Annotated in this window: 17 protein-coding genes; 12 read left to right on the top strand and 5 right to left on the bottom strand. The window is 35.5% G+C overall.

Translation table 11 applies throughout. The annotated features are described in order from the left end of the window. Positions 1-20: 20 nt before the first annotated feature. Both P278_RS04395 and P278_RS04390 read left to right on the top strand, forming a co-directional pair. A complete protein-coding gene (locus P278_RS04395) occupies positions 21-2,774 on the top strand; it encodes a putative LPS assembly protein LptD (RefSeq protein WP_200909601.1) in 2,754 nt (917 codons plus the stop codon). A gap of 21 nt (positions 2,775-2,795) precedes the next feature. After that, a complete protein-coding gene (locus tag P278_RS04390; protein ID WP_038263022.1) occupies positions 2,796-3,179 on the top strand; it encodes a Rid family detoxifying hydrolase in 384 nt (127 codons plus the stop codon). A 49-nt stretch (positions 3,180-3,228) separates the two neighbouring features. Here P278_RS04390 and P278_RS04385 read toward each other — a convergent pair whose 3' ends face one another. From P278_RS04385 to P278_RS04370, 4 genes are all read right to left on the bottom strand, one after another. Next, positions 3,229-4,080: a BadF/BadG/BcrA/BcrD ATPase family protein gene (locus P278_RS04385; protein WP_038262960.1), complete on the bottom strand. Its 852-nt coding sequence runs from the start codon at positions 4,078-4,080 to the stop codon at positions 3,229-3,231. Positions 4,081-4,165: 85 nt separating this feature from the next. Further along, complete coding sequence (gene gap, locus P278_RS04380) at positions 4,166-5,170, bottom strand: type I glyceraldehyde-3-phosphate dehydrogenase (protein ID WP_038262957.1); 1,005 nt, start codon at positions 5,168-5,170, stop codon at positions 4,166-4,168. A 45-nt stretch (positions 5,171-5,215) separates the two neighbouring features. Beyond that, a complete protein-coding gene (gene pfkA / locus P278_RS04375; RefSeq protein WP_038262954.1) occupies positions 5,216-6,202 on the bottom strand; it encodes a 6-phosphofructokinase in 987 nt (328 codons plus the stop codon). A 184-nt stretch (positions 6,203-6,386) separates the two neighbouring features. Then, positions 6,387-10,880 carry a translocation/assembly module TamB domain-containing protein gene (locus tag P278_RS04370; protein WP_235444248.1) on the bottom strand — a complete coding sequence of 1,498 codons (4,494 nt, stop codon included), beginning with the start codon at positions 10,878-10,880 and terminating at the stop codon, positions 6,387-6,389. A 19-nt stretch (positions 10,881-10,899) separates the two neighbouring features. On the opposite strand from P278_RS04370, the gene tsaD reads away from it, so the two are divergent. The 5 genes from tsaD (at position 10,900) to P278_RS04345 (ending at position 15,658) form a co-directional block, all read left to right on the top strand. Further along, positions 10,900-11,928 (top strand): tRNA (adenosine(37)-N6)-threonylcarbamoyltransferase complex transferase subunit TsaD, encoded by a 1,029-nt coding sequence (gene tsaD / locus P278_RS04365; RefSeq protein ID WP_038262951.1) that lies wholly within the window; start codon positions 10,900-10,902, stop codon positions 11,926-11,928. A 25-nt stretch (positions 11,929-11,953) separates the two neighbouring features. Continuing rightward, positions 11,954-12,658: a 16S rRNA (uracil(1498)-N(3))-methyltransferase gene (locus P278_RS04360; protein ID WP_038262950.1), complete on the top strand. Its 705-nt coding sequence runs from the start codon at positions 11,954-11,956 to the stop codon at positions 12,656-12,658. Continuing rightward, entirely contained in the window at positions 12,651-13,310 is a 660-nt protein-coding gene (locus tag P278_RS04355) for a DUF4159 domain-containing protein (protein ID WP_038262948.1), read from the top strand. The genes P278_RS04360 and P278_RS04355 overlap by 8 nt, the downstream gene beginning before the upstream one ends. A gap of 67 nt (positions 13,311-13,377) precedes the next feature. Further along, positions 13,378-14,466: an AI-2E family transporter gene (locus tag P278_RS04350; protein ID WP_038262945.1), complete on the top strand. Its 1,089-nt coding sequence runs from the start codon at positions 13,378-13,380 to the stop codon at positions 14,464-14,466. Between the two features lie 7 nt (positions 14,467-14,473). Continuing rightward, the gene (locus P278_RS04345) at positions 14,474-15,658 is read left to right on the top strand and encodes a class I SAM-dependent methyltransferase (RefSeq protein WP_038262943.1); all 1,185 of its coding nucleotides are present in this window, start codon (positions 14,474-14,476) and stop codon (positions 15,656-15,658) included. 2 nt (positions 15,659-15,660) lie between these two features. Here the strand turns inward: P278_RS04345 and P278_RS04340 are convergent, their stop codons facing one another. Beyond that, positions 15,661-16,419: a M15 family metallopeptidase gene (locus P278_RS04340; RefSeq protein WP_235444247.1), complete on the bottom strand. Its 759-nt coding sequence runs from the start codon at positions 16,417-16,419 to the stop codon at positions 15,661-15,663. A gap of 145 nt (positions 16,420-16,564) precedes the next feature. On the opposite strand from P278_RS04340, the gene P278_RS04335 reads away from it, so the two are divergent. The 5 genes from P278_RS04335 (at position 16,565) to P278_RS04315 (ending at position 22,926) form a co-directional block, all read left to right on the top strand. Then, entirely contained in the window at positions 16,565-18,016 is a 1,452-nt protein-coding gene (locus P278_RS04335; protein ID WP_038262941.1) for a glyceraldehyde-3-phosphate dehydrogenase, read from the top strand. Positions 18,017-18,307: 291 nt separating this feature from the next. Further along, positions 18,308-18,919 (top strand): hypothetical protein, encoded by a 612-nt coding sequence (locus P278_RS04330; RefSeq protein WP_038262938.1) that lies wholly within the window; start codon positions 18,308-18,310, stop codon positions 18,917-18,919. Between the two features lie 84 nt (positions 18,920-19,003). Then, positions 19,004-19,684, top strand: a complete 681-nt coding sequence (gene trmD / locus P278_RS04325) for a tRNA (guanosine(37)-N1)-methyltransferase TrmD (RefSeq protein ID WP_038262937.1) — start codon at positions 19,004-19,006, stop codon at positions 19,682-19,684. Positions 19,685-19,796: 112 nt separating this feature from the next. Then, a complete protein-coding gene (gene rplS, locus P278_RS04320) occupies positions 19,797-20,147 on the top strand; it encodes a 50S ribosomal protein L19 (protein WP_038262935.1) in 351 nt (116 codons plus the stop codon). A 550-nt stretch (positions 20,148-20,697) separates the two neighbouring features. Further along, on the top strand, positions 20,698-22,926 hold the full coding sequence (locus tag P278_RS04315; protein WP_038262934.1) for an NADP-dependent isocitrate dehydrogenase: 2,229 nt from the start codon (positions 20,698-20,700) through the stop codon (positions 22,924-22,926). Positions 22,927-23,612 lie beyond the last annotated feature (686 nt).

Below are 23,612 nucleotides of genomic sequence, written 5' to 3'. Positions count from 1 at the left end.
AACAAAAAATATACGTAAGTTTGGCACGTCAAAAACTAAGCCATACTTTTACAAAAGTAAGATATAAAGCATTGCAAGCAAACAAACCGTACATACTTTTAATGCTGTTTTTAATGTTTATGGGCTGGGCCACTCAGGCTCAGGAAACACCTAAAAAGCAACCTTTAAACATTGAAGCTGAAAAAGATTCGATAAATGTCTCCATTGATAAAGATTTAATACAACCTGTAGTTCAGGATACTACCAAAGTAGACTCTACAGCCACAGTTAATGATAGCATTCAAGGACCGCCTCCTTTTTTGACTGACATTATAAAATATACCGCCACAGACTATGTAAAAATGTCGAGGAAGGAAAACAAGATCTATCTCTACAATGAAGCCGAGGTGTATTACGGAGAATATGAGCTTAAGGCCGGTATTATTGTTATCGATTACAACAAGAATGAAGTATATGCAGGAAGGATTAAGGATACCGCTGGTAATTTATCGCAGACACCTTATTTCAAACAAGGACAGAATGTTGTAGAACCCGACTCCATACGTTTCAATTTCGATACCAAAAAAGCTTTGATCTGGAACTCAAGATCTGAGCAAACCGTTGGAGAACCGATGAATGTTTTTGCAGAGGTGACTAAAAAGGAGAATGACTCCACCTACTTCTTAAAAGAAGGAAGACTAACTACTTCAAAGAATCTTGATGATCCCGAGTATTACATTCGTGTAAGGAAGGCTAAATTTGTCCCGGACAAAAAGGTTATTGCGGGTTTTAGCAATATGTATATCGTAGATGTACCAACGCCCATAGCAGTTCCTTTTGCATATTTCCCAATGACGGATACCAAACAGTCCGGATTTATAATGCCAACACCCGGAGAGGCCAGAGATCGTGGTTTCTTTTTACAAAACGGAGGGTATTATTTCGCCTTGAGTGATTATTACGATTTAGCCCTAACTGGTGATTATTATACCAATGGCAGTTATGGCCTCAGGGTTGAATCTAATTATGCCGCGCGATATAAGTTTAGAGGAAGTGTAAGGCTAAGATATGAAAACCTCATAGCCAGCCAAAAAGGGTTCCCTGATTACAGCCGAAGTACCATTTACAACATACAATGGAATCATAGTCAGGATGCGAAAGCCAATCCTAATTCCAGGTTTTCAGCATCAGTCAATCTTGGTAGTAGTAGTTACTACAGTGACTCCTTCAACCAGTTGAATTCACCCAACTTTATGAATAACACGCTACAGTCTTCTGTATCGTACAACAAAACCTTTACAGGATATCCCAGCGTAAACCTAAATTTAACCGCAACGCATCAGCAGAATACGCGAACCGAAACGATCAATATGACATTGCCTACGCTACAGGCAAGCATGGAAAGAATCTATCCGTTCGCCAAGAGAGATGGAATTAAAAAAGGGATTATTCAAAATGTAAACTTTCAATATAACTTAAGAGGTGAAAACAGAATTGAGACCAACGATGAAGAGTTTTTCACCAGTAAAATGTTTGATGATGCCCGAGCCGGTTTCAGACATTCAATTCCCGTAGCTACCAACTTTAAAGTGCTTAAATATTTAAGCGCGAGTGTTGGAGGGAATATCGATGAAGTCTGGCAATTCAAGACAATCAGAAAAAACGACTACGACGCTACCATAGATGATATAACCATCGATACGCTCAGTGGATTTGACAGGTTCATGCAATACAATCTATCTGCCAGCCTGGGAACTACAATGTATGGAACATTCAATTTTGGGGAAGATAAAAAAATTCAAGCCATCCGACATACGGTTCGACCATCGGTAAGTTATGGATATACTCCCGGATTTGACAACTACTACGATCAGTATATAGCTGACGAACAAGGCCGTATAGAAGACTATACCCGATTTGAAGGTGGTTTATTTGGAACTCCCAGCAGATCGAATGCAAACAATATAGGATTCTCATTAAACAACGTTGTAGAAGCAAAAGTACGTAGTAAGGATTCGACCGCGACAGAACCTGAAAAAATTAAACTTCTAAACAACCTTAATTTCTCAACCAGCTACAATATTGCTGCTGACTCGTTGGCCTTAAGCCCGATAAGGATGACTGGTGGTACACAACTTTTTAAGAATAAGATGTCGGTAAACTTTGGAGCAACTTTCGATCCGTATGCAATTGACAATGCAGGTAATAGAATTGATGTATTTAATATTAACAACGGCGGAAGCATTGTACGAATGACCAACGCAAATGTTAATGTCAGCTACTCCCTAAACAGCAAAACATTCCAAAAGGGAGGTGATGACAGTAAGGAAGACGACAACACACAAAGTGGTGGTAGAGATGATGACCTTTTTGGAAAAGCACAGGATTTTAGTGATAGCCGAACCTTTTCTGACGAAGATGATGAAGACAATGAACCTGTAAATCAAACAGCTTATGCAGCCGATGTGCCATGGGATTTAAGATTGGCGTACTCACTTACCTATAGTAATCGTAACAGACAAAGCGAGATTACCACAAACTCATTAATGTTTTCCGGAAACATTCAACTATCCCCAAGATGGAAGGTTGGAGCCTCATCAGGTTATGACTTTAAAGACGGTGGATTTACATACACACAATTAAGATTTGAGCGTGATCTGGAGAGTTTCAGATTAAATTTTAACTGGACGCCTTTCGGAACGAGAACCTCATGGTATTTCTTTATAGGAATTAAGTCTTCAATATTAAGTGACCTTAAATGGGATAAAAGACGTGAACCAGATAGACGTTTATAACATTAATTAACCAGAATGAACATGAAAAAAATTATCACATCTCCAAATGCGCCCGCACCTATCGGACCATACAACCAAGCGGTTCTTAGCGGGAACACACTTTACATATCAGGTCAAATAGCTTTAGATGCTCAGACAGGCGAGCTGGAAAACAGCTCTATTGAGGCCGAAACAGAAAAGGTTATGAAAAACCTGGAAGCTATTTTGGAAGCTGCGGGATTAAACTTTGATCATGTTATTAAGTCCAGTATATTTCTTAAAAACATGAATGATTTTGGTAAGGTAAATAAAGTGTACGGAAGTCGTTTTGACGAAGCTACGGCTCCAGCAAGAGAAACCGTAGAGGTTGCAAACCTACCTAAATATGTAAATGTTGAAATTTCAATGATTGCAGTAAAAGGATAAGATCATAACATACATTGAATAAAAAAAAGACCGCTTAAAGCGGTCTTTTTTATATATTATCTCGGTGATATGAGACCAGACCATCTATTGGCCTTCTCAAAACATTACCCATTCGCAAATTATTTGCCTCTAGGACCTTTTTAAGCTCATCCTTTAAATAATAAGAAATACTTCCTACAAAGTGCACAGGAACATCTTTAGCTTGCTCATATTGGCTAATCCAGTTATCAACAAACAATTGCATTCCCTTGGCTATTAGTCGCTGTGCATAATCATTCTCCTTATTTTGGATAAGGAATTTAGCGAAAGTAGCTAAATATGTATTTGGATTTGGCTGCTTGTACAAATGATTTTTTATGGTATCGGAATCTAAATCATAATTCTCGGAAAATAACCGAGCAAGATCGGCAGGTATTTTGTTGTAATAATAATCTCTTAAAAGCTGTCTGCCAAAATAGTTTCCACTGCAATCATCCATAAGGATATATCCTAAAGAATCTACCTTTTGAAGGATATCATCACCATCCCAATAACTACAATTAGAACCTGTACCTAAAATACAAACAACCGCCTTCTCTCCAGGCTTTGTTGTAGCGTAAATAGCTGCATAGGTATCTTCTTTTACGGAGATCTCTCCATTTAAGAAAAATTCTTGAAAAATATCTTTCATAAAATTCCTCATACGTTCAGTACCACAACCAGCCCCATAGAAAAACAGATTCGTTACCATTTTTCTATTCTTGTAGATATCAAAATTATTCGTAATTCTTTCTACGATAATTTCTTTGGTTAGAACCTCTGGGCTCAAACCGAGGGTTTGGGTTGTAAATAGCTGCTCACCCGTCTCATCCAGCGCTATCCAGTCTGCCTTAGTCGCCCCGCTATCAACAATTAAAATCATATTTAGTTAGTTAGTTTGTTTGTTAGTTTGTTTAAGTAAAAATAATTCCCGCAGAAATGCGGGAATCATATATAAAGTAAGCTATTTATTTGATAGCTGTAACGTATTCTGCCAAATCAACTAATTTATTAGAATAACCTGCTTCATTATCATACCAAGAAACTACTTTAAAGAATTTAGAAGATAACTCAATTCCTGCATCTGCATCAAAAATACTAGTTCTTACATCACCGATAAAGTCTTGAGAAACTACTAATTCTTCAGTATAACCAAGAATTCCTTTAAGAGGCCCTTCCGCAGCTTCTTTCATTGTTTTCTTGATCTCTTCCAATGAAGTTTCCTTTTCTAATCTTACAGTTAAATCTACTACAGATACATCAGCGGTTGGCACTCTAAAGGCCATCCCGGTAAGCTTTCCATTTAATGCAGGAATCACCTTACCTACCGCTTTTGCAGCTCCTGTAGAGGCAGGGATAATATTCAACATAGCGCTACGACCACCTCTCCAGTCTTTTCTGGAAGGACCGTCAACTGTTAATTGAGTAGCAGTTGTTGCATGCACTGTAGTCATTAAACCTTCTTCAATACCAAAGTTATCATTAAGAACTTTAGCTAATGGAGCTAAACAGTTTGTTGTACATGATGCATTCGATACTATATTATCTGAAGATTTTACCTCCTCGTGGTTTACTCCCATTACAAACATTGGAGCATCTTTTGAAGGAGCCGAAATAACTACTTTTTTAGCACCAGCCTTTAAATGCGCATCAGCAGTGTCTAAGGTTGTAAAGATCCCAGTACATTCTGCTACCACATCAGCTCCTACTTCATCCCACTTTAAGTCTTCAGGATTTCTTTCTGCAGTTACTCTAACCACTTTTCCATTTACGACTAACTGTCCGTCTTTTACCTCTACGGTACCATCAAACTTTCCGTGTACTGAATCGTACTCCAGTAAGTATGCTAAGTGGTTAATATCTAAAAGATCGTTTATAGCAACTATCTCTACATTAGGTCTTGCGACCGTTGCTCTGAAAACCATTCTTCCAATACGTCCAAATCCGTTAATTCCAATTTTTACTGTTGACATACTCTTTTCTTCTTTATTTAATTTACGAAATATTAACTTTATAATTTATGTTGTCATTATATCTGAGACTCTCAGCAATTCTTTATTGATTTCTGTTTTACCTTTAACAGCTTTATCTAATGGGGTAAGCAGCATTTCATCATTATTAATACCTACCATATAGTTAGATTTTCCTTCTAATAAAGATTCAACGGCTTTTACTCCCATTCTACTGGCAAGCACCCTGTCGTAGCAACTTGGGGCCCCTCCTCGTTGGATATGACCTAAAACTGAAACCCTAATATCGTATCCTGGTAAATTCTCTTCTACATACTCAGCAAGTTCAAATACATTCTTCCCAGATTTATCACCTTCTGCAACAACAACAATACTTGAAGTTTTCCCAGAAGCCTCACTTCTTTCCAGGGATTCTAACATACGCTCCAAACCTAAATTCTCTTCCGGAATAAGGATTTCTTCAGCGCCAGCTCCAACTCCTGTGTTTAAGGCTATATGCCCAGCATCTCTCCCCATTACTTCAACAAAGAATAATCGATTATGAGAACTGGCCGTATCCCTGATCCTGTCTATAGCTTCCACAACAGTATTTAAAGCAGTATCATATCCCAATGTAGATTTCGTACCGAAAATATCATTATCTATAGTACCTGGGATACCTATCACAGGGAAACCAAATTCTTCATTAAAAATCATACCTCCGGTAAAAGAACCGTCACCCCCAATAATCACCAGGGCATCAACTTCGTGTTCTAATAAATTTTGATACGCTTTTTCTCTACCTTCTTTAGTTCTGAAATCATCCGAACGGGCCGATTTCAAAAAGGTTCCTCCTCTATTGATGATATTTTTTACACTACGGGCATTTAACTCTTTAAAGTCTCCCTCGATGAGTCCTTGATAACCTCGGTAAATTCCAACACAATCTATTTTGTGAAATGCACAAGTACGTACCACAGAACGAATTGCTGCATTCATACCTGGTGAGTCTCCTCCTGATGTGAGAACTCCAATCTTACTTATTTCTGTTGACATATATGCTAGTTTGAAAGGTAAAACTACCAAAGAATTTTTAATTTTTTATATAGATTTCGATAAATCTAAACTATTCAAATAATTCAAACGTTTTCGTTAATAACTTTGTAACAAATTGGCTTTCGTTATTTAAATATAGTATTATGCAAGCATATAAAGTAGGGTAATTTGCGGCATTCAGAATTTAGTTATTATCTGCCTTTTTCGAAGAAAATTTTACCAAACCGCCCCCTAAGGTTTCCTCATTATTTTCAGAGGGTTTTTGTTGAGGTTTCTCTTCTTCAGACGTTTTCTTTTTAAAGATTTCTCTCATTAATTCCTTAAAGGTATTAAAATCCACCTGATAAGACAATCCAACCCCTTGGGTATATCCATATTCTTGTATTAAAAACTGTTGAATTTCATTCTCCCTGTTAAAAATACGAGCAGAAAGAGTTCCTTTTTCGTTTAACAGGATTTGCATTTCTATATCTCCGGCCACAACGGTTTCAGAAACACTGTTAATCGGAACCCCTAACTTACCATTTATCAAAATACGATCACTAATTTGAGTTGAAACTGTAACTCCTACCCTATCTTCCGTGGCATAATCGAGGTTAGGATTTCGCTCTCCTCTTTCAAAGTTAATACCAACATCAACCTTTCCCTCATCCGAGTTTAAAACGTTTGTAAGGATTCCGGAGGCTGTTTCGGCAATATTACTGTACCCGAATTGAGAAGGATCTAAATTACCTTCATTCACAAAACTTCCTTGAGCCAGTAGTGATAGAGCCTGTAACTCTCTTTTATTTTTATCATCCAACTTATAATTCAACTCGGAGTTGGTTACTGAACCGGCTAAAGGAAACTCTATATCGAAATCAATATCGGGTTTCAACAATTCATTTTGAAGGTTGATTATAACATCTGTTTCAATTTTACGGGTATAATTTGGATTATCAAGCATCACCCCTGGATTGGCATATAATGAATATACCCCTTGTATGTTAACATCCGCCTTAAGTGGATCTCCGGTCCAGTTAATAGTTCCTCCCGGACGAACGGTAAACCGCTTATCTATAAACCCTCCATATTTAAAAATATATTGTCCTTCATAGGTAATATAATCCCCATACATTTTAAATCCATTGGCACTGTAATCTATTAGCAAAAATCCATCACCGCGTCCTTTTAAAACACTACCGTTTTTATCGTCAATGACGATTTCAACCTCCGCTTCCTGCGTTATCTCCAAATCAAATAGCAACTGAAGTCCTTTACTTCCGGCCAGTTCTCTTTGCTTGTTCGTATATTCATCTGCATTTTTATCCACAAAATTTATGAAGGACATATCCCCAATCTCTGTTTCATAGGATATTGGTATCTTCAAAGAAGTACCCTCCATGGTAGTTCCCTCAACTTTTATACTCAATTCATCTGCCAGACCAAAGAGTTGGGCTTCCCCGGAAACAAATCCGGTACCATAATAGAGAGCATCTTCATGCATTTTGGTATCCAACACTAAGAATCGTCCACCGTTTGTATTGAGAGACAAGTCCAAATACCAATCTTCAAAACCACTATGACTTATGGTACCATTAAGCACTGCATTTGTTTGATACTTCGTATCAGTTAATTGGATATTTGGAAATTCAAAAGTTTGCTTATACAAATTAACAATAGCGGTTTTACTAAAATCAGCATCAACATTAAGATAAGGCACCTTTAACCCTCCATCTGTTATTGTTAATGAACCATCAATATCGAGGTTGGATAAAGGACCGGCTATTTTAATATCATGACCCGAAGCAAATCCTCTAATGTTTGTAATTACATCTTCCCCTAATGGACTAAAGGCTGATAAGTTCAGGTTCTGCAAATTAGCCCTTAAACCTAAGGAGGGTTCTGCTCCTTTTTGAATAATTAAATTACCATAAGTATACAGCGATTCTACTCCCTCATTGATCAATTTAGAGTCTACTGAGAACACCGAAAGGTCTTCACTACCAATAATATCAATATTCAAATCTCCCAGAAGCACATCATTAGCTCTTAACGATGTAATACTAATATTAGAAGATGGATAATATCTTTTTCTGTTTTGAACAATCTTAAAATCACCATTAACCACACCTCCCAGTTTCAGGCTATCGATCGTAGGCGTTATTTTATTAAGCGTAACATTTGTGAATTTAAGATCTACATCTTTATAAGTAGAATCAACCAAAACTCCTTTCAGGTCAATTTGTTCTTCACCATCATTCATCACCAGTTCTTTTATGTAGATCGTATCCACGTCCTTGGTAAAAACAACTTTATTATCACGATTATTCGCCCTGTTAATGACCCAATCATTCCCTTTAAAACCAACTTCTGACTTTTTCAGACCTATAACTGAATTTTGATCTTCATCGAATGTATGATAGAAGTTAAGGTTATAAATATCTGTCTTATCTTTCCCTCCCTTAAATTCCGTTCTAAAGAATAGTGTATCCTTGATTGTCGTATTGATCAAGTTAAAATCCGCAGCCTCATAAAAACCGGCATCAATGTTACCAACCTGAATAAATGTGTTGTAAAGTGGGTTTTTGTTATCAATCTCCAGGTTGATATTCGCCATCACATTCCCAAAAGCATCTATATTAGGAGAATTGAAGGTTAATTTAAAATCCCCTTCATCAGCAATGATATTACCTTTTATGAATGTATTCTTACCAAAATCTATTTCCGGGTAGAAAACATCGACTATTTTGTTATATATCTTCAGATCGAATTTAAGGTTTTGTCCTGGTGAAATTTCGTAAGGGTCATAATTCGTATAAATACTTCCGATCGAATTCCTCACGAGTTTCCCTACCTCCTTATAAAAAAACTTTCCTCTTACATACCCTTCTATTATATCCGGAGAATTTATTTCAATTACACGTTCTTTTCCTTCAAACCTTGAGCTAATGCGAAAGTCGTCGAAAAAGTATTCATGATTTTGATTCACATAGGTGGTATTATAAAAGTTCACCTCCCCCTTAATATCGTCAAATGTGTTACCGAGGACATCAGTAACTATTTTACCTTTAAAAATAGAAATACTGTCTCGTTGAACGAAGTTCAACTTATTTAAATCAGCATAGTCAACTTCCGCGATGAAGTTAAATTCATTCTCCTCATTAGAAAAGTCAGCCAATCCCTCGAAGAAAACCAGAAAGTTTTCATCCTTAGAATTCAATCTCCCATCAAACAATTGGTCTTTTAAGATACCCGAAACAGATATATTATTATAGGTATACCCGTTGTAAACTAAACTAAATACAGTACCAATTATTTCGGTATTTAAATCTTCTTTTGAAAAGCCTTTCCCATCAACTTTTAAGTCTACTGTAGTGGTTCCAAAAGACATATCTTCCATGTAGACCCCTACATCAAACTCATCAAGTGAAACTTTACCCTTATAGATCGCATTATCAATATCGTCGATATCTGTTAGTTTAAGATCTGCAAAACTATCCCCTATATCCGTTTTCAAATCAAACTTTAGGTCAATTTCTTTTTGAGTAATAGTAGTTTGCCCATCTATCGAAAATTGTCCAAGCTTTGCTAATGATTCTGGTAATGATCGTCCTAATATACGAGGGAGTAATTCTTTTAGTTGACCATAATTCGAACTAACATTTTTAACATTTCCTATAATTTTAAAAGGCCTGGAACTTTCAAATAAGTTTTCAAATACGAAATCACCATAAATCCGTGTATTTTCAGAAACAATATTCAGGTTTTTAGTATTCAGGTTATTTAAGACACCACTGATTTCCGAAGATAGCTTTACCGTTTTCCCTTTCCCAAACTCATTGTAAAATAAATTCACTTCATCAAAAGCCACCGTAGATTCCTCAAAAGTTGCCTGAAGTTTTACTTTATCTGTAAACTCCTTAAAATCTTCTCTATCATAGGTAAACACCAATTTTCCATTTATATCCGATTGAGGCGTTTTAATTTGGAGGTTTTCAAAATCCATTCTGGTCTTCGAATAGAAGAAATCAGCTGAAAGTCTTTCTACAAAGACACCTCTTTCTCCCAGAAAAGATAAACGTTCTATGTTAGTACTTACATTCGGTCCTTCAATTTTAAAATTATTTACCAAAGCATTTAACTTACTATAATTGATGAACGAAGGATTCTCTTTATTCTCATCAATGATCCTGAATTTGCTTTTCTCTATTTCTATTGAGGTTGCTGTTAACTCAAATGGAGGGGCGTTCGGATTTGATGGACCCGAATCAAGTTTTTCAACAAAAAGGTCGAGATTACTTTCTTCGGAACCTTTATATGTTTTAATATTCATGGTGAGCTGGGTAATATCAATCCCCCCGAACTCCAACTGCCCGTTTATAGCTTTTCTAACACTTTTTAGCGAAGTGGTAAGATCCTCTATATGTATCAGGGTGTCTTGCTTATAATCTTCTATATAAACATCCTTTAAGTAAACATTACCCAGTAGACTTATTCCTACCCGATCTATATTTATATTAGTTTTATACTTTTCATTCAGAGATTTTGTAACTCTCTTGGCTATATTAGTCTGAACAGCAGGCAAAGAAAATATCATTACTATCAAAACGATTATTGATAATAAGGTGAGTAATACTCTTTTCAGTATTTTTCTTAGTTTTTTGATACCGCTTATTGTTTTACCTTTGTCTTTCAAATTTTATTCCAAATACAGAATGAGTACCGATAATATTTACATTCTTGCCATAGAATCTTCGTGCGATGACACCTCTGCTGCTGTACTTCATAATAAAAAAGTACTGAGCAATGTAGTTGCCAATCAAAAAATACATGAAGCATATGGTGGCGTTGTACCTGAATTAGCTTCCAGAGCTCATCAACAAAACATTGTTCCGGTTGTACATCAGGCATTAGCAAAAGCAAATATCGACAAAAAACAATTATCTGCCATAGCTTTTACCAGAGGACCTGGATTAATGGGATCTTTATTAGTCGGAACATCTTTTGCAAAGTCACTTGCTATGGGACTTAACATTCCATTGATAGAAGTAAATCATATGCAGGCACACATCCTTGCTCACTTTATTGAAGAAGAGGATTTCGAACAACCTTCGTTCCCTTTTTTAGCGATGACTATTAGTGGAGGACACACCCAAATTGTCAAGGTAAATGACTTTTTTTCAATGGAAGTAATTGGTGAAACAACAGATGATGCCGTTGGAGAAGCCTATGATAAATCAGCTAAAATATTAGGACTTTCATATCCGGGTGGTCCTTTGATAGATAAACTGGCTCAAAAAGGGAACCCGAAAGCATTTACTTTTCCTAAACCCAAGGTTGAAGGCCTAAACTTTAGCTTTAGCGGACTAAAAACAGCCATTCTTTATTTTGTGCAGCGAGAAACTAAAAAGAATGAAAATTTTATAGCCACACATCTGGAAGATATCTGTGCTTCAATTCAATACACGATCATTAATATTTTAATGGATAAATTAAAAAAAGCCTCTAAGGAAACGGGAATCAAACAAGTGGCCATCGGAGGTGGTGTGTCGGCAAATTCAGGAATTCGTTTCGCGTTAAAAGAAGCGGAAAAAAAGTATGGCTGGAAAACATTTATTCCTAAATTTGAGTACACGACTGATAATGCGGCAATGATTGGAATTGTAGGACACTATAAATACCTTTCTCAGGATTTTACCAAAGAAGATATCACTGCCCAACCACGTTATTACATAACGGAATAATTTTCAATAAATACGTTTAGACCTTATGCAATTATTTTACCAAAAAGAACTTAATAAATCTACCACTGAATTCACTTTTAACAAAGAAGAAAGTAGACACATTGTTAAAGTCCTTCGTAAAAAAATTGGTGATACTTTAGATATAACAAATGGTGATGGGTATCATTTTAAGGCTGAAATCATAGTATCCGACATTAAAAATTGCGTGTGCAAGATCACAGAAGTTATTAAAATAAATGAAAAACGATACCACTTGCACCTTGTCGTCGCACCAACCAAAATGAATGACCGATACGAATGGTTTCTGGAGAAAGCCGTTGAAATTGGAGTTGATGAAATCACCCCCGTTATTTGTGATCATTCGGAACGGACAGTAATAAAAAAAGAACGTTTTGAAAAGATAATTCAATCGGCAATGAAGCAGTCTTTGCAGTTTTACCTTCCAAAACTAAACGATGCCATTTCATTTAATGATTTTATTAAGAAGATCCCTCAAGGACAGTTATTTATTGCTCATTGCGAAGATCATGAAAGGTTTTCTTTAAAAAGAAGAATAATGCCTGATCATGATGCCACTGTTTTAATTGGTCCAGAAGGCGATTTTTCTAAAGAAGAAATTGAGACTGCTCTAGAACTTGGATATACAGCTGTCTCTTTAGGCAGCAACAGACTGAGAACAGAAACTGCGGCCATTGTAGCTTGTCACACTATTGCCCTTGCAAATGATTAAGAATATTAAATTCATACTACTCTTTTATACTTTCCTTTGCTCAGGAACTCTATTTGTAAATGCTCAGGAAATAGCCGTTTTAAAATATAATGGAGGTGGAGATTGGTATGCCAACCCAACGGCGCTTCCTAATCTTATTGCTTTTTGTAATACAAACATAAACACCAATATAGAAGCTACCCCTGCTAATGTTGCTGTAAATAGCACTGATCTTTTTTTATACCCGTTTCTGCATATGACAGGACACGGTAATATTTACTTTTCAGATGAGGACGCTCAAAATCTTAGAAATTATTTATTATCCGGAGGCTTTCTTCATATCGATGATAATTATGGAATGGAGCCCTTTTTAAAAAAGGAACTAAAAAAGGTTTTTCCGGATAAAGAACTTATAGAATTACCGTCAACTCATCCGATTTTCAATCAAACTTATAAATTTCCGAATGGATTACCTAAAATCCATGAACACGATGGAAAACGACCTCAGGCTTTCGGAATTTTTCATAACGGAAGACTTCTGTTGTTATTCACCTATGAAAGTGATCTGGGAGATGGCTGGGAAAGTCCGGGTGTACACAACGATCCTGAAGAAGTAAGAATCAAAGCATTACAAATGGGAGCTAACATTATTGAATATGCGTTTGAAAACTAATGACGAATATTCATTTAGATTCTCTCTAAACGAAATTTTGCTATCTTCTCACTCAAATTTAACTTAGATGAATTCAAAAATCATAGCTAACGGAATTTTAAGAGCGATTGCTATCATAGCGGCCATAGTATTACTCTTATATTTTTTGTACCAGATTCAATCAGTAATCGTATACCTTGTTGTGGCAGCTGTTTTATCTCTTATCGGCAGACCCATTATTATATTTTTGCGGAAAAAACTCAAGTTTAAAAACACCCTGGCAGTGGTGTTTACGATGGTTTTAATGATTGGAATTGTTGTTGGCTTAATCTCTATGTTTATCCCATTAATCGCTGAACAAGGCAGAAACCTGGCATTATTGGATATTGAAGCGCTAAAAGCCAATCTTCAACACCTATACATAGAACTTACCGATTACTTTTCATTACGACAAATTGATATAGAAAAAACAATTAAGGAATCTGAATTATGGTCTAAATTAAACTTCGGTGCCATTCCTAACTTTTTGAACAATATGGTCGGGGTTGTTAGTAATTTTGGTGTGGGACTGTTTTCTGTTCTGTTTATTTCTTTCTTCTTTTTAAAGGATAGCAAACTACTGGAGAGCAGCTTAATGGTTTTTGTTCCCGATAATAAAGAATCTAAATTAAAACATAGTATTGAAAAAATCAAAGACCTGTTATCCCGATACTTCATCGGGTTGATGTTGCAAATATTTATACTATTTGTAATATACACCATCGTCTTACTTATTTTTGGGATTAGCAATCCTATCGTAATAGCATTCCTTTGTGCCCTCCTTAATCTTATACCTTATATTGGACCTTTGATTGGTGGGGCTTTAATGATCTTGCTTACCATGACGAGTAACCTGGGTCAGGATTTTAGTACCGTAATACTACCAACAACCTTATATGTCCTTATTGGGTTTATTATTGGGCAATTAATCGACAACTTCTTTAGCCAACCTTTTATCTTTTCAAATAGTGTGAAATCACACCCTCTGGAAATCTTTTTAATCATCATTATTGCAGGACTTTTATTCGGAGTAACGGGAATGATTGTTGCAGTACCAACCTATACTGCTATAAAGGTTGTTTTAAAAGAGTTTTTAGCAGAAAATAAAATTGTTAAATCCTTGACTAAAAACTTATAGCTTTACTTTGAATACAAATATTTTAAATACTGATGTTCAAGACTTTATATTAAAAAATATCTCGACTGACATTCTGTCAATTCTTTTAAAAAGGCAGCTGTTTGAAACCGTTAGTAATCAGGAACTCGTAGAGCAAATAGAAGCCAAAATCAGATGTAAAAAAAAGTTGCCACTGTGGTATGAAACACCCAGGATTTTCTATCCCAATAAGCTGAACATAGAGCAAACATCTTCTGAGAAAACGGCAAGATATAAAGCTAATTTATTTAGCGGTAAATCCTTTATTGACCTGACAGGCGGATTCGGGGTTGATGATTATTATTTCAGTAAAAGTTTCGACCAGGTAATCCATTGTGAACTGAATGCGGAACTTTCTAAAATAGCAGCATACAATTTCAGCATGCTGAACGCAAACAATATTTCATGTATAAACGAAGACGGCATCCAATACCTCGTTAATACAAAATCAAAATTCGATTGTATTTACGTAGATCCATCCAGACGAAATGAGATTAAAGGAAAGGTTTTTAAACTTGAAGATTGTTTACCTAATATCCCTGAACATATTGATCTTTTAATGGAAAAAGGGAAGGTTCTAATAATTAAGACTTCTCCAATGCTCGATATATCCATCGGGCTAAAAGAATTAAAACATTGCAAACAACTTCACATTATAGCCTTAAACAACGAGGTTAAGGAACTATTGTGGATTCTCAGTAAATCTGCAAGTACCCTTGAAAAAATTACGACTGTAAACATCGGTGTGAATGAAGAAAAGTTTGAATTTTCTCCTGAAGATATCCAACAGAGCAGGACGAACTATTCCCCTCCTCTGAAATACTTGTACGAACCTAATTCTGCAATAATGAAGTCCGGAGCTTTTAGCTTAATATCCGAAACATACAACACTCCTAAACTTCATGAGCATTCACATTTATATACTTCAAATGTGCTCGTAGACGAATTTCCCGGAAGAAAGTTTACAATTGATAAAACAACTCCTTATAATCCGAAAAGTCTTAGAAAAATCATGGGGAACTCTAAGGCAAACATCGCTACACGAAATTTCCCTGAAAATCCTGATCAAATTAAAAAAAGATTGAAACTAAAAGATGGCGGAACATTATATTTGTTCTTTACTACCGACATTGAAAATAATAAAATCGTTTTATGGTGTACTAAAACAGGATAGAATTACTCACAATTCCATCTGAAATTAGCAACGCGATCGTTAGAACCTGCGCTTAAATTATAATGCCACCATTCGGTTCGGATTGACCAAAAACCATATTTTTCCATAGTTTCTTTAAGTAATTTTCTGTTCTCCAAAACCTTTTCAGGTAAGGCTGTGTAATCATGATGTGCTTTAGGTCCAAAAAAATCAAAGCCCGTACCCATTTTAAGTTCTTCACCATTTGAATTCACCAGTGTAATATCGACCGCACCACCTTTATTATGTATCGATCCCTTAGCTGGGTTTGCTACATATTGAGGGTTTGGAACAATTTTCCACATTTCTTTTTGAACATCATGAGGTCTGTAACAATCAAAAAACTTAATTCTATAACCTTGCTTTTGAAATTCTTTATTGGCCTTTATTAAGGCTCTTGCAGTTTTTGCCCGTACATAACATTCAGCACATTCATAAACTTTGGTTTTCAAAAAGTTATCTGTAGTAGCATACTTCAAATCATAGAGAAAATCATCGCTATACTCTTTTAAATTAACAAATGTCGTATCTGAAACTCCAGATAGGTCTTTCAAGACAGTTTGAATTATAATGGTATCTAAACGCTCTTGAACTTCATTTGTATTAACCTGAATCGTCTCAAATGTATCTGGCTTTTCAACGTGGGTGTCTTTTAATTGCTTTGAAGCATTTTTACATGAACAAAAACTAATCAGTAGTATGCAAACATGTGCGAATCTTATCATTCCACGAGTTAATCTCATTAATGTCTTTTTTATATTTAAATAATTAATTTGAATGCAAATTAATGACTTTAATATATTTTATGATCTTTTTCTTTACGAAAACGTTTGAAATAAATACTTTTGCGCCGAAAAACTAAACTTAACATAACACTAAACTAACAAAATGAGCCTGAACCACAACTACGAGCAAGAGCTCGCGCTTCAAGCCAATCGCAGAAAAGCTTCTGTCGAATTCATTAAAATAGTCAATGATTTATGGTACGACAAGTCTATTGAGCTGGTACTTTTCAGAAATCAATTAATAGACAAAAACGTTAGTGAAATTTTAAATCTCCATGAATACGCATGTGAATTCGTTGAGAAGCCTATCTCCATTTTTGATTCTGTAGAAATTGCCGAAGCAATTCAGTCTTTAAACCTACCTCCTGCCAAAATTGATATAGGCAAATTAACCTATGAATATCATTTAGAGGCCAATAAAAAGTATAACGACAGCAAAGCGTTTGTAATAGACAAACTTAAAAACGCTAACAATTCTTCCGAAATTAAACCAAAAGATGTAGTGCTTTATGGTTTTGGACGTATTGGAAGACTTCTGGCAAGAGAGCTGATGCTTAAGACAGGTAAAGGGAGTCAACTAAGATTGAGAGCTATTGTAACAAGAGGTGCTATTACTAATGAAATTCTGGAAAAAAGAGCGGCTTTATTAAGAAATGATTCTGTTCATGGTGATTTCCCAGGCACTGTAATTACGGATGCCAAAAACGACGCGCTGATAATCAACGGCACCACTGTTCACATGATTTCAGCTAATAACCCGGAAGATATAGACTACACCCAATACGGAATTGACAAGGCATTAATTCTGGATAATACAGGAGCCTTTAGAGATAAAAAAGAGCTAAGCAGACATTTAAAAGCCAAAGGCGCTTCTAAAGTACTTTTAACAGCACCTGGCAAGGAGGTCCCTAACATAGTTTATGGTGTAAATCAAAAGGAATTCGATCCGAACAAGGTTGATATTTTCTCTGCTGCATCATGTACCACCAATGCGATTACGCCAATCTTAAAAGCAGTTGAAGACTCACTAGGTGTTGTCAAAGGGCATTTAGAAACCATTCATGCATACACTAATGACCAAAATCTGGTTGATAATATGCATAAAAAATACAGACGTGGCCGTGCCGCGGCCCTGAACATGGTAATTACAGAAACGGGTGCGGGTAAAGCTGTTTCCAAGGCTCTTCCATCATTAGAAGGAAAACTTACCTCTAATGCCATCAGAGTGCCGGTGCCTAACGGTTCCTTGGTGGTATTAAACCTTGAGCTAGAAAAGGCAACTACCAAAGACAAAATCAATGGTATTATGAGAAAATATGCTTTGGAAGGTGATTTGGTTGAACAAATAAAGTACTCATTAAGCAATGAACTCGTATCATCAGATATCGTAGGTACTTCTGCTCCGTCAATTTATGACAGCAAGGCTACAATTGTGAGTAATGAAGGTAAGAATGCTATTCTTTACATTTGGTATGACAACGAGTATGGTTACAGCCATCAAGTAATCAGGCTAGCCAAATACATCGCAAAGGTTAGAAGATTTACTTATTACTAAAATACTTATTAACCAACTTTAGGCTATATTTTAATTGAATATAGCCTTTTTTTGTTTAACAGGTGTTCATCAAATCTCTGAACAACATATATTTACTCCAATTTTAATTCAACGAATCTAGATTTTGCTTTTTAAAATTGGTCTCGGCTGGGAATTTATCTTAATTATTTTCACAAAATAGGCTGTAAAAGAATCCATATTTTATTATATCACGTATAAAACAATAAGTTATAATTATAATCGTTAGCAGTAAAAACATATATTTGCAACCCCAAATAAAAATTTAGGAAAATGAAAAGGATACAGATTTTGAGAGTTTTAGCTTTATTATTATTCACTACCGTAATAGCTAATGCTCAAGAAGATGACAGCAAACTTTCCCTTACTGAAGGCAATGTAAATGATCAGTTTGAGTTTGTTTACCAAAAATCGAACAATTACCAAAATTATAAAGTAGTTAAAAAAGTTTGGCTAACAACTTTAAAGAAGAATGTTATTGATTCCCTCAATACCTTTAAAAATGAACTAGGCAATGTTAAGAAGTCGAATGCTACTCAAAAAGGGGAAATAGATAAACTAAACAACAATGTTGCCTCCTTAAACTCTCAACTAACTCAATTAAAGGAAGAGAAAGATAGTATATCCTTTTTTGGTGTGCTAATTTCTAAACAAAATTACAAGACCCTGATGTGGGGATTGGTATTTGTTTTATTAGCTGTTTTATTTCTATTCATCTATAAATTTAAAAACGCTAATAAAGTCACCGTAGAGTCCAGAGACAATCTCAGAGATATTGAAGAAGAATATGAAGAATACAGACGAAAATCCTTGGAAAGAGAACAAAAGGTTAGAAGGCAACTTCAAGATGAAATAAACAAACAGAAATTAGCCAAGGCTAAATAAAAACAAATAAGGCTCTTCTATAGGGCCTTTTTTTATATACATTATCAAAGATTCTTTGCATCTTTGCAGGATAAGTATAGAATCATGCGCATAGATATAATCACTGTCCTACCAGAGTTGATTAAAAGTCCTTTCGAAGCTTCAATTTTAAAGAGAGCTATAAGTAAAGGGCTTGTAGAAGTTCATTTTCACAATTTAAGAGATTACACTACTAACAACTATAAAACTGTAGACGATTATCAATTCGGTGGAGGGGCTGGAATGGTAATGATGGTAGAACCCATTGATAAGTGTATTACTAAATTAAAAGCCGAAAGAAACTACGATGAAGTCATATATATGACCCCTGATGGAGAAACATTGAATCAACAAATAGCTAACTCCCTTTCATTAAAAGGTAATATTATCATCCTTTGTGGGCACTATAAAGGAGTTGATCAAAGAGTAAGAGATCATTTCATTACCAGAGAAGTTTCCATAGGTGATTATGTATTATCAGGAGGGGAACTTGGTGCGGCTGTATTATGTGATGCTGTTATTCGATTGATTCCTGGTGTCTTAAACGATGAAACTTCAGCTCTGACGGATTCCTTTCAAGACAATTTATTAGCTCCGCCAGTCTATACGCGTCCTGCCGAATATAAAGGATGGAAGGTACCGGAGATTCTATTAAGCGGAAACTTTCCCAAAATCGAAAAATGGCGTGAGGAGCAGGCATATGAACGTACAAAAGAACGGAGACCCGACCTTCTAAAGAAGAAATAATCTCAAACCGATTGTATATTGTAATTTATTGATTATCTTTGCACTCATTTCGAATTAACCTCTGGCGATAACCGTGAATGTTACTTCGATTATAACATTTTAAAATTTAATCATGGAACCGTTAGTAAAGTTTGTACAAGAACAGTTTGTAGAGACAAAAGAATTTCCTCAGTTTTCAGCAGGGGACACTATCACTGTTTATTACGAAATTAAAGAAGGTGAAAAGACACGTACTCAGTTCTTCAGAGGTGTTGTAATTCAAAGAAGAGGTTCAGGAGCATCTGAAACTTTTACAATTAGAAAAATGTCAGGTACTGTAGGAGTAGAAAGAATCTTTCCTGTAAATATGCCTGCTTTACAAAAAGTAGAAATCAATAAAAGAGGTAAGGTTCGTAGAGCTCGTATATTCTACTTTAGAAATCTTACTGGTAAGAAAGCTAGAATTAAAGAAGTTAGAAGATAATTTTAACTACTTTACCATTATACCTAAAGGCGCTATTTCCATAGCGCCTTTTTTAATTCTTAACAAGAACTGTTAAAAGTACGTATGGTCTTGATTTTCAGATTAATAATCAGTATATTGTAGTTTACAAATCACATAGACAAATGTTCTTTGAAAGATAATTCTTTAACTAAGTCTGTAAATTTTTTGAAAGAATATTTTAATACGGAATTTTTACAGAAAGTTTGAATCATTTTTACGATCAGTGCCGAAAAATTAAAAGTAATTATATTTTAATTAAGTAGGAAGTTAAAGAATGAAAGAAGCATCTTAAATTAATTCAAAGATGTTTCATCGAAATAATAGTATTTACCGCAACTGGAGTTTGCAAAATGGGTGTACTATACATCTAATTTAAAGAAGTATTGTTATTTCGGAAGCCATATCATCGTAATAAAAAATACAATGATATGGCTTTTTGTTTTTTATACGAGACTCCCTCCTTATCAGTCTGAAAAAGAGTTTAAAATATGTATATTTGCGTCGTTTAAATAAATATTACGTAATTCAAATGGCACAAAATCCTAAAATATTTTATACCAAGACAGACGAAGCTCCTGCTTTAGCTACATATTCATGGCTTTCAATTGTAGAAGCCTTTACCAAATCATCAAATATCGCTATAGAAACAAAAGACATTTCTTTGGCAGGTAGAATTTTAGCAACCTTTCCTGACTTTTTAACTGATGATCAAAAAGTGACGGATGCACTAGCAGAATTAGGAGAACTAGTAAAGAAGCCAGAAGCTAACATTATAAAACTTCCTAACATCAGTGCTTCAATCCCACAACTACGTGATGCAATTGAAGAGCTACAAGCCAAAGGATATAATATTCCAAATTATCCGGACGAGCCTAAGACTGATGAAGAGAAAGAAATAAAGTCTCGATACGATAAAATTAAAGGAAGTGCAGTTAACCCGGTATTGCGAGAAGGAAACTCAGACAGACGAGCTCCATTACCTGTAAAAAATTACGCAAAGAAAAATCCACACTCTATGGGTGCATGGAGTGCTGAATCTAAATCACACGTAGCTACCATGGCTGCTGGTGACTTTAGATCTAACGAGAGGTCTGTTACTTCTGATAAAGCACAAAAAATAAGTATCCAATTAGTGGGTAACGATGGTAGTAAAACTATCCTTAAGGATGGAATTAAAATCCAGGAAGGTGAAATTTTTGATGCTACCGTAATGAGCAGAAAAGCCCTTATCGCATTCTTAGAACAACAAGTTAAGGATGCAAAAGACACGGGAGTTTTGTTCTCTTTACACATGAAAGCGACTATGATGAAGGTTTCTGACCCTATCATCTTCGGACATGCTGTAAAGGTCTTTTTTAAAGAGCTTTTCGAGAAATACGGAGAATTATTCAATGAAATTGGTGTTGAGGAAAACAACGGCTTAGGGAATCTAATTGATAATCTGCAACAATTGCCTGCAGATAAGCAAGAAGAAATCAAACAGGAAATTCAGAACATCTTGAACAATGGCCCTCAATTAGCCATGGTGAATTCCGACAAAGGAATTACAAACCTTCATGTACCAAGTGATATTATTATTGACGCTTCAATGCCTGCAATGATCAGAAATTCTGGTCAGATGTGGAATGCAGAAGGGAAACCGCAAGACACTAAGGCTGTGATTCCTGATAGTAGTTATGCCGGGGTGTATCAGGCTACCATAGATTTTTGTAAAGAGAATGGTGCATTCGATCCTACAACTATGGGAACTGTACCGAATGTAGGTCTGATGGCACAAAAAGCTGAGGAGTATGGATCACATGATAAAACCTTTGAAATCGCAACCGATGGAAAAGTTGAAATAGTTAACGAGGAAGGGACAGTTTTAATCGAACACCAGGTTGAAGAAGGAGATATTTGGAGAATGTGCCAGGTAAAAGATCTGCCTATTCAAGATTGGATAAAGCTAGCAGTAAGTAGAGCGAAAGCCACCAATACACCGGCTGTATTCTGGTTGGATGAAAACAGAGCTCACGATGCAGAGTTAATTAAAAAAGTTGAGAAATACCTTCCGGAGTACGATACAGAAGGATTAGATATCTTCATTATGTCTCCGGTTCAAGCTACTAATTTTACTCTTGAACGTATCATTGACGGTAAAGACACTATTTCTGTAACTGGTAACGTATTAAGAGATTATTTAACGGATTTATTTCCAATTCTGGAAGTGGGAACGAGCGCTAAAATGCTTTCTATAGTTCCACTTATGAATGGCGGTGGATTATTCGAAACAGGTGCAGGTGGATCTGCTCCAAAACACGTTCAACAATTTTTAGAGGAAGGTCATTTAAGATGGGATTCTCTGGGAGAATTCTTAGCATTGGCAGTTTCTTTGGAGCACTTTGGTGAAGTTAACAGTAATGATAAGGCAAAAGTACTTGCTGATGCATTAGATAAAGGAACTGAAAAATTCCTGGATAATGATAAATCGCCTTCTCGAAAGGTTGGAGAATTAGACACAAGAGGAAGTCATTTCTATATGGCCATGTATTGGGCCCAGGCTTTGGCTAATCAGGATGCAGATCAAGAGTTAAAAACATTATTTAGTCCTGTAGCCAAATCATTAGCTGAGAACGAAGATGCTATAGTTAATGAATTGAACAACGCTCAAGGACATTCTCAGGATATTGGAGGTTATTATTTGCCTGATGAAGGTAAAACCAAAGTAGCAATGAAACCAAGCGTTACATTAAACAACATATTAGAATCGTTATCATAACTACAGAATAATAATTCAATAATAGAAAAGCCTGCTTGATATCAAGCGGGCTTTTTTGCACCTCATTCTAAAAGTACACCTATAAACTAATCATACGTTCTCCATAATCTTAATAAAGCGAACTACGATTGGTTTATATCTAATAAACCGTAGCTATAAGCTTCAATTACAAGACTATATAAGAAATTATTCTGGATCAATCTCAAAAGTTGTATGTAGGTTGAAAAATAGATTAAGATTTTTGTAAAAAAAATATAGTATTACATTTATCTCAAGACCTCTTACACTTGATGATACCTGGAGTATTAATTATCCACCTCAATCTGATTTCCGGCCAAACAGAACAGGGAGCACTTTATTTGCATTTTGAAGAAAAATTATATAAAATAAATCTAACTTGTCATTCCGCACCTGTTACCAAATCCATTAATATTATAACCGGAACCAAATCTTTCTGTTCTGTCCCAATGTTATTCCACACCCAGTGTCATTCCACATTCATTGCGGAATCTCTTGATGCAATGCTCCATCCATTATTTTACTATAATCCAAATTGCAGGGAATGAATTGATAAAATACAAGTATTAGTTCGTTTAGCCTCTTAATACTAGTGAAGATCTATATACGAGATCAATTAAAGCTTAAATGGCAATGATCTAAAGTACCAGATAAAAGGATAAAGAAAG

The organism is Zhouia amylolytica AD3 (genome assembly GCF_000511935.2).
Classification (GTDB): domain Bacteria; phylum Bacteroidota; class Bacteroidia; order Flavobacteriales; family Flavobacteriaceae; genus Zhouia; species Zhouia amylolytica.
This window is presented reverse-complemented; position numbering and strand designations above follow the sequence as displayed.

Coding starts and splice junctions, on each gene's coding strand:
- P278_RS04335 (WP_038262941.1), top strand. CDS start 16,565: ATGAGCCTGAACCACAACTACGAGCAAGAGCTCGCGCTTCAAGCCAAT.
- P278_RS04390 (WP_038263022.1), top strand. CDS start 2,796: ATGAAAAAAATTATCACATCTCCAAATGCGCCCGCACCTATCGGACCA.
- P278_RS04340 (WP_235444247.1), bottom strand. CDS start 16,419: ATGAGATTAACTCGTGGAATGATAAGATTCGCACATGTTTGCATACTA.
- tsaD (WP_038262951.1), top strand. CDS start 10,900: ATGAGTACCGATAATATTTACATTCTTGCCATAGAATCTTCGTGCGAT.
- P278_RS04330 (WP_038262938.1), top strand. CDS start 18,308: ATGAAAAGGATACAGATTTTGAGAGTTTTAGCTTTATTATTATTCACT.
- P278_RS04315 (WP_038262934.1), top strand. CDS start 20,698: ATGGCACAAAATCCTAAAATATTTTATACCAAGACAGACGAAGCTCCT.
- trmD (WP_038262937.1), top strand. CDS start 19,004: ATGCGCATAGATATAATCACTGTCCTACCAGAGTTGATTAAAAGTCCT.
- P278_RS04350 (WP_038262945.1), top strand. CDS start 13,378: ATGAATTCAAAAATCATAGCTAACGGAATTTTAAGAGCGATTGCTATC.
- P278_RS04360 (WP_038262950.1), top strand. CDS start 11,954: ATGCAATTATTTTACCAAAAAGAACTTAATAAATCTACCACTGAATTC.
- P278_RS04355 (WP_038262948.1), top strand. CDS start 12,651: ATGATTAAGAATATTAAATTCATACTACTCTTTTATACTTTCCTTTGC.
- P278_RS04385 (WP_038262960.1), bottom strand. CDS start 4,080: ATGATTTTAATTGTTGATAGCGGGGCGACTAAGGCAGACTGGATAGCG.
- gap (WP_038262957.1), bottom strand. CDS start 5,170: ATGTCAACAGTAAAAATTGGAATTAACGGATTTGGACGTATTGGAAGA.
- pfkA (WP_038262954.1), bottom strand. CDS start 6,202: ATGTCAACAGAAATAAGTAAGATTGGAGTTCTCACATCAGGAGGAGAC.
- rplS (WP_038262935.1), top strand. CDS start 19,797: ATGGAACCGTTAGTAAAGTTTGTACAAGAACAGTTTGTAGAGACAAAA.